Source organism: Streptomyces malaysiensis subsp. malaysiensis, from assembly GCF_040653035.1.
Taxonomy (GTDB): Bacteria; Actinomycetota; Actinomycetes; order Streptomycetales; family Streptomycetaceae; genus Streptomyces; species Streptomyces malaysiensis.
Genome location: NZ_JBEZNG010000013.1, coordinates 1 through 14,318, shown reverse-complemented (window position 1 = coordinate 14,318; position 14,318 = coordinate 1). Strand labels below are relative to the sequence as shown.

The 14,318-nt window shown below is 73.2% G+C and carries 2 protein-coding genes; both read right to left on the bottom strand.

The features are described from left to right. Nucleotides 1–4: 4 nt before the first annotated feature. Nucleotides 5–11,605: an SDR family NAD(P)-dependent oxidoreductase gene (locus AB0E24_RS24775; protein WP_359379995.1), complete on the bottom strand. Its 11,601-nt coding sequence runs from the start codon at nucleotides 11,603–11,605 to the stop codon at nucleotides 5–7. A 26-nt stretch (nucleotides 11,606–11,631) separates the two neighbouring features. Beyond that, nucleotides 11,632–14,318 (bottom strand): SDR family NAD(P)-dependent oxidoreductase (locus AB0E24_RS24770; RefSeq protein ID WP_359379993.1); only part of this gene is annotated, 2,687 nt, incomplete at its 5' end.

Genomic DNA, 14,318 nt, shown 5'->3' with positions numbered 1-14,318 from the left:
CGTCTCACCTCTCCGTGCTCTGGTCGTCGTCTTCCGCCGCTTCTCGGGCCGCCCCGGGTGCGTTCGTGGCATCCAGCGCGAGCTGCTCCTGGAGGTGCTCGGCGGCCATCGACGGGGTGGGGTAGTCGAACAGCATCGCCGCCGCGAGCTGGAGGCCCGTGGCCGCGTTGAGACGGTTGCGCAGTTCCACCGCGGTCAGCGAGTCGAACCCGATCTCGAACAGCGGGTCGTCCGGGCCCACCGCGTCCGGGGTGGGGTGTCCGAGGACGGCCGCGGCCTCGGCGCGGACCAGTTCGGTCAGGCGCTGGTGCCGCTGGGCCGGGTCGAGCGCGGCCAGCTCTTGGGCGAGGGACGGGGCGGCGTCGGGCCGGGCCGAGGCGTGGGCGGTGGGGCGGTGGTGGCCGCGTACGAGGCCGCGCAGGAGGGGCGGGAGTGTGTGGGGGTCGGTGTTGTTCCGGAGGGCCGCGAGGTCCAGCTCGAGGGGGACGAGATGGGGGTGCGGGGTGGTGAGCGCGGTGTCCAGGAGGCGCATACCGCCGGCGTCGGTCAGGGGGATGACACCGCTGTGCCGGGTCCGTTGCTGCTGGGCGGTGGTCATACCGGCCGTGAGGGCGCTGGTGGTCCCCCACAGGCCCCAGGCGAGTGAGGTGGCGGGGAGCCCGGCGGCGTGGCGCTGCTGGGCGAGCGCGTCGGCGTAGGTGTTGGCGGCGGCGTAGTTGGCCTGGCCGGGGGTGCCGAGGACGCCGGTGGCGGAGGAGAAGACGACGAACGCCGCGAGGTCGAGGTCGCGGGTGAGGTCGTGGAGATGGGTGAGGGCGTCGACCTTGGGGCGCAGAACGGTGTCGAGGCGCCGCGGGGTGAGATCGGTGAGCAGGGCGTCGTCCAGGGTCCCCGCGGTGTGGACCACGGCGGTCAGCGGATGGTCGGCGGGGATGCCGTCAAGGACGGCGGCGAGTTGGTGGCGGTCGGCGGTGTCGCAGGCGGCGATGTGGATACGGGCGCCGAGCCGCGTCAGCTCCTCGCCGAGCCGGGCCGCGCCGGGGGCATCGGGCCCCTGGCGGCTGACCAGGAGGAGGTCGCGCGCGCCGTGCTGGGTGATGAGGTGGCGGGCGGTGAGGGCGCCGAGGGTGCCGGTGCCACCGGTGATGAGAACGGTCCCTTCCGGGGCCAGGGCGAGGGGCTGGGGCGATGTGCCGGTGGGCGCGGCGGTCAGATGGGGCGTGTAGGCGGTGGCGTCGCGAAGGGCGAGTTGGGCTTCGGCCGTGGTGAGCGCTGTGGGCAGGGTCTGGTGGGAATGGCCGTCGACGTCGATGAGCCGGACCCGGCCGGGGTGCTCGGACTGGGCGGAGCGGACCAGACCCCAGACCGCGGCCGCGGCCGGGTCGGTGACCTCGGCGGTGTCGTGGACGGCCATGGCGCCGCGGGTCAGGACGACCAGGCGGGTGTCCGCCAGTTCGGGCCGGTCCACCCACTCCCGCAGCAGATCCAGCACCCGGGCGCAGAGCACGTGCGTACGGTCGATGGGCCCGGTCCGTTCGGGGACCCACGCGGACACGTCGGCGACGAGCACCTCGGGCCGCTCCCCGGCCCCCGCGACCTCCGGGACATCGGCATAGCTCGACGGGGCGTCCGGGAGCCCGCTCTCCCCGACCGTGGCCCAGCGCGCTTCGGTGGCGCCGAGGCCGCATTCGGCCCATTCGACCGCCCACAGGGCATTGCCGCCCGACGCGGCGGCCAGCGCGCGCAACTGGTCGGGTGTGGTCTCCCGGAGCTGGAGGGAGCCGATCGTGGCGACCGGCACACCCCGCGGATCGGTGATCCGCACGCACAACCCGTCCCCGCCGGACACCGTCGCGCGCACCCGCACGGCGGTGGCGCCCACGGCGTGGAGCCGTACGTCGGTCCACGCGAACGGCAGCATCGTGGGCCGTTCACCAGCGGACTGGAAGCAGAAGTTCCCGGCGTGCAGAGTGGCGTCCAGCAGCGCCGGATGGATGCCGAACCGCCCGGCGACCCCGGTCTGCTCCTCCGGCACCGACACCTCGGCGAACACCTCGTCGTCCCGCTTCCACACCGCCCTCAGACCACGGAACGCCGGGCCGTACTCGTACCCGACTTCGGCCAGGTGCTCGTAGAACCCCTCCAGGGCCACGGGCTCCGCACCCTCGGGCGGCCACGGCAGCGCGGCCTCGGCCTCTTCCGGCGGGACGGCGGCCCCCGTGGTCAGCGTGCCGGTGGCGTGCTCGGTCCACTCCCGTATGCCCTCGGGGCGGGAGTAGACCCCCACCTTGCGGCGCCCGCGCTCCTCGCCGCCGACGAGCACCTGGACATGCAGGGTGCCCTCGTCCGGCACCGTCATCGGCCGGCTGATGACCAGCTCCTCCAGTACGGGGGTGTCCGCCTCGTCCCCGGCACGCACCGCCAGCTCGACCATCGCCGTACCCGGGAGCAGCACGGTGCCGGAGACCGCGTGGTCGGCCAGCCAGGGGTGGGTGGGCAGGGAGAGACGCCCGGTGAGCAGCACACCTCCGGTGTCGGGCACGCTCACCACGGCCCCGACCAGCGGATGGCCGGTGTCCTCGAGACCCACGGCACGGACATCGCCCGGACCGCCACGGTCCAGCCAGAACGTCTCGTGTTGGAAGGGGTAGGTGGGCAGCGGGATTTGGGAGGGTTGTGATCCGGTGTACGCGGTGGGCCAGTCCATTGGTGTTCCCCTGGTGGACAGTTCTGCGAGGTGGGTGAGGAATCGGGTGGGGGTGTCGTCGTCGCGGCGGAGGGTGCCGGTGACGGTGGTGTGGGGGGTCTGGTTTGCTTCGAGGGTTTCTTGGATGGCGGTGGTGAGGACGGGGTGGGGGCTGATTTCGATGAAGGTGCGGTAGCCGTCGTCGGCGAGGGTGCGGACGGTGGCGTCGAACCGCACGGTCTGGCGGAGGTTGCGGTACCAGTAGTCGCCGTCGGCGGTGTGGGGTTCGGTCCACTGGCCGGTGACGGTGGAGAGCCAGGGGATGGTGCCGGGCTCGGTGGTGGTGTCGGCCAGAGCCTGGTGGAGTTCGTCCTCGATGGTGTCGACGTGTCCGGTGTGGGAGGCGTAGTCGACGGGGATGATGCGGGCTCGGATGCCTTGGTCGGTGTAGTGGGTGTGGAGTTCGTGGAGGGCGTCGGTGTCGCCTGCGATGACGGTGGCGTTGGGGCCGTTGTGTGCGGCGATCCAGAGTTTGCCGTGCCAGTTGGTGAGGTCGATGGTGTCGGCGGGGGCGGCGAGCGACATCATGCCGCCGTGTCCGGCGAGGTGGTGGGCGATGGTCTGGCTGCGGAGGGTGATGATTTTGGCGGCGGTGGGGAGGGTGAGGTGTCCGGCGACGCAGGCGGCGGCGATTTCGCCTTGGGAGTGGCCGATGACGGCGTCGGGGTGGATGCCGCAGGACTGCCAGAGTGCGGCGAGGGAGACGACGATGGCGAAGGTGGCGGGTTGTACGACATCGACGCGGTCGAGCGAGGGTGCGTCGGGTGCGCCGGTGATGACGTCGATGAGCGACCAGTCGGTGTACGGGGCCAGGGCCGCGGCGCATTCGTGGAGGCGTTCGGCGAAGACGGGGGAAGTGGTGAGCAGTTGGGCTCCCATTCCGACCCATTGGGCGCCTTGGCCGGGGAAGACGAAGGCGGTTTTGCCGTGGGTGGTGGCGTGGCCGGTGGTGAGGCGGGGGTGCGGCTGTCCGCTCGCGAGGGCGGTGAGGGCGGCCGTGGTCTCAGTGCTCTCGGTGGTGGTGTCGGCGAGTATGACGGCGCGGTGGTCGTGGAGGGTGCGGGTGGTGGCCAGGGACCAGCCGATGTCCACGGGGTGCGCGTCGGCGCCGGATGCCAGGTGGTCCAGGAGGCATTGGGCCTGAGCTCGCAGGGCCGTGGCGGTCTTGGCCGACAGCACCCAAGGGGCGATTCCGCCGGTGGCGACCAGACCGGGGATCTCCGTACCGTCGTCCACCTTCGGTGCGGGCTCGGGGTTCGGTGCCTGTTCCAGGACCACGTGTGCGTTCGTCCCACTGACGCCGAAGGAGGAGATCCCGGCGCGGCGGGGGTGTCCGTTCACCGGCCAGGGGCGCGCCTCGGTGAGCAGGGACACCGCGCCCGACGTCCAGTCCACCTGGGCGGTGGGTTCCTCGGCGTGCAGGGAGCGCGGAAGCGTGCCGTGCCGCAGCGCCAGCACCATCTTGATGACGCTGGACACGCCCGCGGCCGCTTGGGTGTGGCCGATGTTGGACTTCAGCGATCCGAGCCACAGCGGCTCGTCACCCTGTCGCTCCTGGCCGTAGGTGGCCAGGAGTGCCTGGGCCTCGATGGGGTCGCCGAGGGCGGTGCCGGTGCCATGGGCCTCGACGGCGTCCACATCGGCCGCTGTCAGCCCGGCGTTCGCCAGGGCTTGTCGGATCACCCGTTGCTGGGAGGGGCCGTTGGGCGCGGTGAGGCCGTTGCTGGCGCCGTCCTGGTTGACCGCCGTGCCACGGATCACGGCCAGTACCTCGTGCCCGTCGCGGCGGGCGTCGGACAGCCGTTCCAGCAGCAAGAGCCCTACGCCCTCGGACCAGTTGGTGCCGTCGGCGCCCTCGCCGAAGGACTTGCAGCGGCCGTCGGACGCCAGACCGCGCTGGCGGGAGAACTCCACGAAGGCGCCGGGCTGGCCCATGACGGCGACGCCCCCGGCGAGTGCCATCGTGCACTCGCCGGAGCGCAGGGCTTGTACGGCGAGGTGGATGGCCACCAGCGAGGAGGAGCACGCCGTGTCCACCGTCACCGCGGGACCGGTCAGGCCGAAGGTGTACGACACCCGGCCCGACGCCACGCTCGTCGCGCCGCCCACCCCGAGGTAGCCCTCCAAGCCTTCCGGCGCCGCGCCGGGGCCGGTGCCGTACCCCTGGCCGCTGGCGCCGACGAAGACGCCGACCTCCTGGCCGCGCAGTGATGTGGGAACGATGCCGGAGCCTTCCAAGGTCTCCCAGGCGGTCTCCAGCAGTACGCGCTGCTGCGGGTCCATCGACAGGGCCTCGCGCGGGGAGATGCCGAAGAAGGCGGCGTCGAATCCACCCGCGTCGGTGAGGAATCCGCCCTCGCGTACGTAGGACTTGCCCACGGCGTCCGGGTCGGGGTCGAACAGCCCGGCCAGGTCCCACCCCCGGTCCTGTGGGAACGGGCCGATCGCGTCGGTTCCGGTGACCACCAGCCGCCACAGGTCCTCGGGGGTGCGGACGTCACCGGGCAGTCGGCAGCCCATGCCCACCACGACGACCGGATCCTCGGCTCCGTCCGGAGCGGACCGGCGGCGGTGGGTCGGCCGGGGTGCGGCCTCCACGGTCCGCCCGCCCAGCTGGTCGCGCAGGAACTCGGCGGTGGCCTGAGGCGTCGGGTGGTCGAAGACCAGCGTCGCGGGCAGCCGTAGCCCGGTGGCCGTGTTGAGGCGGTTGCGGAGCTCCACCGCGGTCAGCGAGTCGATTCCCAGGTCCCGGAACGCCTGTTCCGGACCTATGGGGTCGACGGTGGGGAACCCGAGCACCGAAGCGGTCTCTTCGCGGGTCAACTCGACGAGCAGCCGCTGCTGTTCGGCCGTGGGCAACCCGGCCAGTCGCTGTACGAGCCCGCCCTCAGCGGCCTTCGGCACCGGCCGGGCCGTACGCCGGGCGGGCCGGACCAGACCGCGCAGCAGCGGCGGTGGCTCCGTGGCCTCCGCGCCGAGGGCTGCGAAGTCGAACCGCAATGGCATCAGCAGCGACAGCCCCGACGCCACCGACCGGTCGAACAGGTCCAGCGCCTCCGCCGTGGACAGCCCGACGATGCCACCGCGGCGCACCCGGTGCAGATCGCCGGAGCCCAGCCCGGCCGTCATACCGCTGGTCTTTGCCCACATGCCCCACGCCAGCGAGGTGGCGGGAAGTCCACGCGCACGCCGCCACTGCGCGAGGCCGTCCAGATAGGCGTTGGCGGCCGAGTAGTTGCCCTGGCCGGGCCCGCCGAGCACTCCGGCGGCCGACGAGTACACCACGAACGCCGCCAAGTCCTGATCGCGGGTGAGGTCGTGGAGGTGGGTGACCGCGTCGACTTTGGGGCGGAAGACGGTGTCGAGTCGTTGGGGGGTGAGGGCGGTCAGGGTGCCGTCGTCGAGGGTTCCGGCGGTGTGGATGACGGCTGTCAGTGGATGGTCGGGCGGGATGTTGGCGAGGGTGGTGGTGAGGTGGTGGCGGTCGGCGGTGTCGCAGGCGGTGATGTGGATGTGTGCGCCGAGTTCGGTGAGTTCTGTGGCAAGTTCGGTCGCGCCGGGGGCGTCAGGGCCCTGGCGGCTGATGAGGAGGAGGTGGCGTGCGCCGTGGTGGGTGATGAGGTGGCGGGCGATGGTGGCGCCGAGGGTGCCGGTGCCGCCGGTGATCAGGACGGTGCCGTCGGGGTCGAGGGTGCGGGGGATGGTGAGCACGATCTTGCCGGTGTGACGGCCCTGGCTCATCCAGCGGAACGCCTCCGGGGCTCGGGTGATGTCCCAGTGCCGTACCGGCAGCGGCTCGATCCGGCCCGCCTCGAACAGTTCCACCAGCTGGCGCAGCAACTCCCGCACCCGGTCCGCGGGGGCCTCACCGCCGAGGTCGAACGCCCGGTAGGTGACCTCGGGATGGCGCGCCCCGACCTCGCCGGGCTCCCGCAGGTCGGTCTTTCCCATCTCCAGGAACCGGCCGCCGGGGCCGAGGAGGCCGAGGGAGGCGTCGATGTGTTCGCCGGTGAGGGAGTTGAGGACGACGTCGGCGGTGGGGAAGGTGCCGGCGTAGCCGAGGTCGCGGCTGGAGGCGAGCCGTTCGGCGGGCACGCCGAGCCGGTGGAGGGCGTGGTGTTTGGAGGGGTGGGCGGTGCCCAGGACGGTGGCGCCGAGGTGCTGTGCGAGCTGGACGGCGGCCATGCCCACACCGCCCGCCGCGGCGTGCACCAGCACCGTCTCGCCCGGCCGCACCTTCCCGAGGTCCTGCAACGCGTACAGCGCCGTCAGATACGCCACCGGCACCCCGGCCGCCGTGCCGAACGACCAGCCCTCCGGCATCCGGATCACCGTGCGCGCGTCGGCGGTGGCCAGCGGGCCGAACGAGCCGGAGAACAGGCCCATCACCCGGTCGCCCACGGCCAGGTCGGCCACGTCCGGGCCGACCTCGGTCACCACACCGGCGCCCTCCGTGCCGATCACCGACCGGCCCGGATACATGCCGAGGGCCACCAGGACATCGCGGAAGTTGAGCCCGGCGGCGCGGACCTCGATCCGCACCTGACCGGCCTCCAGCGGTGCGGTCCGGGCCTCGTCGGGCAACAGCGCCAGATTGTCCAGCGTGCCGTATTCGGCCGAGTCCAGATGCCACGACCGCTGCTCGGGCACGCGCAGGCCCGGCTCGACCCGGGCCAGGCGTGGCACCCATACGGTGCCACCGCGCACCGCCAGTTGGGGCTCGTCCCCGGACCACACACCCGCGGGCAACTCCTCGCACGCGCCGTCGGCGTCCACCAGGGCCAGCCGCCCCGGGTGTTCGGCCTGGGCCGAGCGGACCAGACCCCAGACCGCGGCGGCGGCCGGGTCGGTGACCTCGGCGTCGCCGTGCACGGCGACCGCGCCGCGGGTGACCACGGCCAGCCGCGTCCCGGCCATGGCATCGTCGGTGACCCACCGCTGGATCTCCTCCAGCAGGCGGCCGGTCAGCTCCCGGGCCCGCGCGGGCAGCGGCTCGGTGAGGTCTTCGGCCCATGTGCGGGTGTCGGCCACGAGGACGTCGGGGAGGGTGCCTTCGGTGGCCGTATCGCCCCCTGCCGCCGCCTCGCCGAGCGGGGCCCAGGAGACCGTGCCGTCCGGCAGGGGGTGTTCGCTCCACCGGACCGTCCACAGCGCGTCGTCGGCCGTGCTCGTCTCCAGCTGGGCCGGGTCCACCGCGCGCAGGGTCAGCGCCTCCACGGAGGCCACCGTCCGGCCCGAGCCATCGGTCAGACGTACCGAGAAGGCATCGTCACCGGCCGGGCGGACCTGCACCCGGACCGCGGACGCGCCGCCCGCGTACAGACGTACGTTGTTCCAGGCGAACGGCAGCAGGGTCACCTGTCGCGCCGGGTCGGAGGGCAGGCAGAAGTTGCCCGCGTGCAGCGCGGCGTCCAGCAACGCCGGGTGGATGCCGAACCGTTCGGCCTCCTCGGCGTACGCCTCCGGCAGCGCCACCTCGCCGAAGACCTCACCGTCCAGGCGCCACGCGGCGGCGAGCCCGCGGAACGCCGGTCCGTACGCATAGCCGGCGTCCACGAGCGAACGGTAGAAGTCCTCCACCGGGATCGGCTCGGCCTCCGCGGGCGGCCACTCGCCGGTGGCCCCGTCCAGCGGTGCCGGGCCCTGCGCCACGAGCGTGCCGGTGGCGTGCTCGGTCCAGTCCGTGGCCCCGTCGGCGCGGGAGTAGATCCGCACCGTGCGCCGCCCGCCCTCGTCCGAGCCCACCACGACCTGCACGCTCAGCGCGGTGTCGCCGGGCAGGAGCATCGGCTGACCGATCACCAGCTCCTCCAGCACCGGGGTGCCGGTCTCGTCCCCGGCGCGGACCGCCAGCTCCACCATGGCCGTGCCGGGCACCAGTACAGCGCCGGAGATGATGTGTTCGCCCAGCCAGGGCTGGGCCCGCACCGACAGCCGCCCGCTGAGCTGCACACCGCCCGTCTCCGGCAGCTGCACCACCGCGCCCAGCAGTGGATGGCCCGCCGCGCCGAGCCCCACAGCGCCCACGTCGCCGGAGCCGGCGGGCCGCTCCAGCCAGTAGTGCTCATGCTGGAAGGCGTACGTCGGAAGGGCGACGCGCCGGGCGCCGGACCCGGCGAACATCGCGTCCCAGTCCACCGGCACACCGCGGACGTACAGACCCGCGAGCCCGGCCAGCGTCGCGTGGGCCTCCTGGACGCCCGGACGCAGGGACGGCACGAACGCCGCGAACGCGGTATCCGCCTCCGCGCCCGCATCCGGCAGACAGTCCTGGCCCATCGCGGTCAGCACGCCGTCCGGGCCGAGTTCCAGATGGGTGCGCACGCCCTCGTCGGCCAGGGTGCGGACACCGTCGAGGAACCGCACCGCGCCACGCACATGCCGCACCCAGTACTCCGGGGAGCACAGCTCCTCGGGATCCGCGACCCCGCCGGTCAGGTTCGACACCACGGGCACCCGGGGCGGCGAGTAGGTCAGCCGCGACGCCACCTCGCGGAACGCGTCGAGCATTCCGTCCATGTGGGGGGAGTGGAAGGCGTGCGAGACCACGAGCCGCTTGGTCTTGCGGCCCTGCCGTGCCAGCGTCTCCGCCACCGCCGTGACCACGTCCTCGTCACCGGAGACGACCACGGAGGTCGGGCCGTTGATCGCGGCGATGGAGGCGCGGTGTTCCTGCCCGGTGAGCAGCGGCGCGACCTCGTCCTCGGCCGCTTCCACCGCGACCATCGCCCCGTTCGCGTCGAGTCGCTGCATCAGCCGCCCACGCGCCCGTACCAGTGTGCAGGCGTCGGGCAGGGACAGGACCCCGGCCACATGCGCCGCGGCCACCTCGCCGATCGAGTGGCCCAGCACATACGCGGGGCGCACCCCCCACGACTCCACCAGCCGGAACAGCGCCACCTCCAGCGCGAACAGCGCGGGCTGGGTGAACTCGGTGCGGTCCAGCAGCGCCGCCGTGGCCGAGCCCTCGTCGGCGAAGACCACCTCGGCGAGCGAGACCTTCTCGTCCCCGTCGCGCAGATCGCCGAAGTGAGCGCATACGTCGTCGAAGGACCGGGCGAACACCGGGTAGCGGCCGTGCAGTTCCCGGCCCATTCCGGCTCGCTGGCTGCCCTGGCCGGTGAACAGCACCGCGACCTTTCCGGAGGCCACGGAGCCGGTGACCACTGACCGGGCGGACGCGCCCGAGGCCACCGCTGCCAGCCCCGCGACGGCCTCTTCGGCATCGGCACACAGCACGACCGCGCGGTGGTCGAGCCGGGTCCGGGTGGTGGCCAGCGACCAGCCCACGTCCCACGGGCTGTCGGTGGCCACCTCCCGCACATGGGTCAGCAGCCGGGCGGCCTGGGCGCGCAGCGCCGCCTCGGTGTGACCGGAGAGCACCCATGGCACCACGGGCCCGGTGGCGACCGGACCGGGCTCGGCGTGCTCGGCCGATCCCGTGGGCGATTCCTGGGCGGCGGTGTTCGCTTCCGGAGCCTGCTCGACGATGATGTGCGCGTTCGTACCGCTGACGCCGAAGGAGGAGATCCCGGCGCGGCGGGGGTGTTCGGTCTCCGGCCACTGCCGCGCCTCGGTGAGCAGGGACACCGCGCCCTCGGTCCAGTTCACCTTGGTGGTGGGGTGTTCGGCGTGGAGGGTCTTCGGCAGCCGGCCGTGGCGTAGGGCCATGACGGTCTTGATGACACTGGCGATGCCGGCGGCGGCCTGTGCGTGGCCGATGTTGGACTTGAGGGAGCCGAGCCAGAGAGGTTGTCCGGCGGGGCGGTTCCGGCCGTAGGTGGCAAGTACGGCCTGGGCCTCGATGGGGTCGCCGAGCGCGGTGCCGGTGCCGTGTGCTTCGACGGTGTCCACATCGGCCACCGTCAGCCCGGCGTTGGACAGCGCCTGCCGGATCACCCGCTCCTGGGAGGGGCCGTTGGGCGCGGTGAGCCCGTTGCTGGCGCCGTCCTGGTTGACCGCCGTGCCACGGATGACGGCCAGGACCTGGTGGCCGTTGCGGCGGGCGTCGGACAGCCGCTCCAGCAGGACGAGTCCGACACCTTCGGACCAGGTGGTGCCGTCGGCGCCCTCTCCGAAGGACTTGCAGCGGCCATCGGGCGCCAGGCCGCGCTGGCGGGAGAACTCCACGAAGGCGGTGGGCTGGCCCATGACGGCGACACCACCGGCCAGCGCCATGGAGCATTCGCCCGACCGCAGCGCCTGCACGGCGAGATGGGTGGCCACGAGGGAGGAGGAGCAGGCGGTGTCCACGGTCACGGCGGGCCCGGTGAGCCCGAGCGTGTAGGACACGCGTCCGGAGATGACACTGCCCGAAGCGCCCACCCCCAGGTAGCCCTCCAGGCCCTTGGGCGCCGCGCCCGGACCGCCGCCGTACCCCTGGCCGCTGCCCCCGGCGAACACCGCGATGTCCCGGCCCTCCACCGACCGCGGATCCATCCCGGCCCGCTCGAAGGTCTCCCACGCGGTCTCCAGCAGCAGCCGCTGCTGAGGGTCGAGCGACAGGGCCTCGCGCGGTGAGATGCCGAAGAACGCGGCGTCGAACTCGCCCGCGCCCTCCAGGAATCCCGCCTCGCGTACATAGGACTTGCCCACGGCGTCCGGATCGGAGTCGAAGAGCGTGTCCAGGTCCCAGCCGCGGTCCGTGGGGAACGGGCCGATCGCGTCCCGCCCCTCGTCCACCAGTTCCCACAGCGACTCAGGGCCGGTCACCCCGCCCGGCAGCCGGCATGCCATCGCCACGATCGCCACCGGTTCGGTGGACTCGGCGATCAGCCGGTCGTTCTCCCGCCTCAGCCGCTCGGCGTCCATCAGCGAGGTACGCAACGCTTTGACCAGGTCTTCCCGGGACGCAGCCATGTGTGCTCCTCTCCGCAACCGCGGCGTCAGTCGTTTCCGAAGGTCGTGCCGCGCATCGCCCGGCTCACCAGCTCGTCGTCATCCAGGTCCGCGATGGCGGAGGTCTCCGCCGCCACGGCGGTGCCCGGGTCGCTCAAGTCATCGAGGCCGTCCAGGTCGTTGGCCGCGGAGTCCGCGATGCGCATCAGCGCGTCCAGCACCCCCAGCTCGTGGAAGCGGCGCAACGGCACCGAAGCCAGCACCCGCCGGATCTCCCGTTCGCGGCCCCGCGCGTCGGCGGCCACGCCGTCCGCGGCCCCGTCCGCCGTCGCGTCCACGGTGGGGACCAGCTCCGTACGCACCTTCCTGGCCAGCGTGGTCGGCTTCGGATAGTCGAACACCACCGTGGGGGAGAGCTGGAGCCCGGTGGCCGCGTTGATCCGGTTGCGCAGCTCCACCGCGGTCAGCGAGTCGAATCCGGTGTCCTTGAACGCCCGCTCCGGTTCCACCGCGTCCGCGTCGGCATGCCCGAGCACGGCCGCCGCCTCGCGCCGCACCAGGTCGGTCAGGAACACCTCCTGCTCGGGGCCGGTCAGCTCGGCCAGCCTGCCCAGGAGCACGTCCCGTTGTGACGCCCCCTCGCCCGGCGCGTCCGCCGCGTCCGACGCGTCTGCCGCCAGGATCTCGGCGACCTCGGGCAACTGACGCAGCAGCGGCCGCTCCCGGGCCATCGTGTATCCCGGTACGAACCGCGCCCAGTCGATGTCGGCGACGACCACATTCGGCAGGCCACCGCCCACCGCCCGCGCCATCGCGCGCAGCGCGGGCGCCGGGTCCATCGGCAGGATGCCGATACGCCGCCACTGGTCGCCGCCGTCGGCGTCGATCATGCCGAGACCGCCGCCCCAGCCGCCCCACGCCACCGACGTGGCCGCCAGCCCGCGCGCCCGCCGCCGGGCCGCCAGCCCGTCCAGGAAGGCGTTGCCCGCCGCGTACGGGGCCTGTCCACCGCTGCCCCAGACACCTGCGCCGGAGGAGAACAGCACGAACGCGTCCAGCTCACGGTCGCCGACGAGCTCGTCGAGTACCAGCGCGCCACGCACCTTCGCCCCCGTCACGGCGGCGAACCGCTCCGCGGTCAGCTCGGTGACCGGAGCCGACAGCAGCCCGGCACCCGCGGTGTGCACCACCGCGGTCAGCGGATGTGTCCGCTCCGCCGCCGCCAGCACCGCGGCCACGCCGTCCCGGTCGGTCACATCGCACGCGGCGACCGTCACCTCCACCCCCGCCAGGTCCGCCACCAGTTCGGCCGCGCCCGGCGCTTCACCGCCCTGCCTGCTGAGCAGCACCACATGGTCCGCCCCGCTCGCGGCGAGCCAGCGCGCCACATGCGAACCGAGCCCGCCGGTGCCACCTGTGACCAGCACGGTGCCACGCGGCTTCCAGGCGCTGCCGGAGCCGTCCCGGTCGCGCAGCATCCGGCGTGCGAACAGCCCCTCGGCGCGCACCGCGAGCTGGTCCTCCCCCTCCGGGGAGCACAGCGCCGCGAACAGCGCGTCCGGCAACTCCGCGTCGCCACCCTCCCCTTCGGCGGGAAGGTCGACCAGGCCACCGAAGGTGTCCGGGTGGTCGAGCCCGAGTACGGCGCCGAATCCCCACACCGCCGACTGCGCCGGGTCGGCCGTCTCACCGGCCACCGCGACCGCGCCACGGGTGACGCACCACAGCGGAGCGGTGACGCCGTGGTCCCGCAACGCCTGCGCCGCCGCCAGCGTGGCCAGCGTGCCCATGGACACGGTGCCGTGTTCGGTGTCGGCGCGGTCGTCCCATGAGAGCAGGGACACCACCCCGGCACCGCCGTCCGCCGACTTGACCTGGTCGCCCAGCGCCTCCCGGCTGGTTTCGGAGACCTCGGCGGCCACCACTTCGGCGCCCCGCGCGGCCAGCCCGTCCAGCACCGCACGGACCGGCGCCGAGTCGGCCCGTACGGACGGGACCAGCACCAGCCACCGGCCCGACAGCTGAGGGTCGGCGGTGGCCACTCGGGTCCAGCCGACCCGGTAGCGCCACTCGTCCGTGAGGGAGTCCTCCTGGCTGCGGCGGCGCCAGGAGGCCAGCGCGGGCAGCACCGTGCCGAGGGCCGCGGCGTCCACCTCCAAATCCCGCGCGAGGGACTGCGCGTCCCCGTCCTCGATGGCGGCCCAGAGGGAGCCGTCGGTGGTCTCGGCCCGCGTCGGTGTCCTGGCCTGCTCCAGCCAGTAGTGCCGGTGCTGGAAGGCATACGTGGGCAGCGGCACCCGGCGGGCCCCGGCCCCGGCGAACAGGGCGGCCCAGTCCACCGGCACCCCGGCGGCGAACAGCTCCCCGAGCCCCGCGAGTACACGATCCGCGGCGCCGTCGTCGCGGCGCAGCGTCCCGGTGATGGTGGCCCGTACCTCGGGGTGGGTTTCGGTGGTGTCTTGGATGGCGGTGGTGAGGACGGGGTGGGTGCTGATTTCGATGAAGGTTCGGTAGCCCTGGGTGAGGAGGGCTTGGGTGCCTTGTTCGAAGTGGACGGTGTCGCGGAGGTTGCGGTACCAGTAGTCGGCGTCGATGTGGGTGGGGTCGGCCCAGTCGGTGTCCACGGTGGACATCCATGCGATGTGGCCGGGTGTGGCGGTGACGCCGTCGAGTGCTTGGTGCAGTTGGTTTTTGATGGTGTCGACGTGTCCGGAGTGTCCGGCGAAGTCGACGC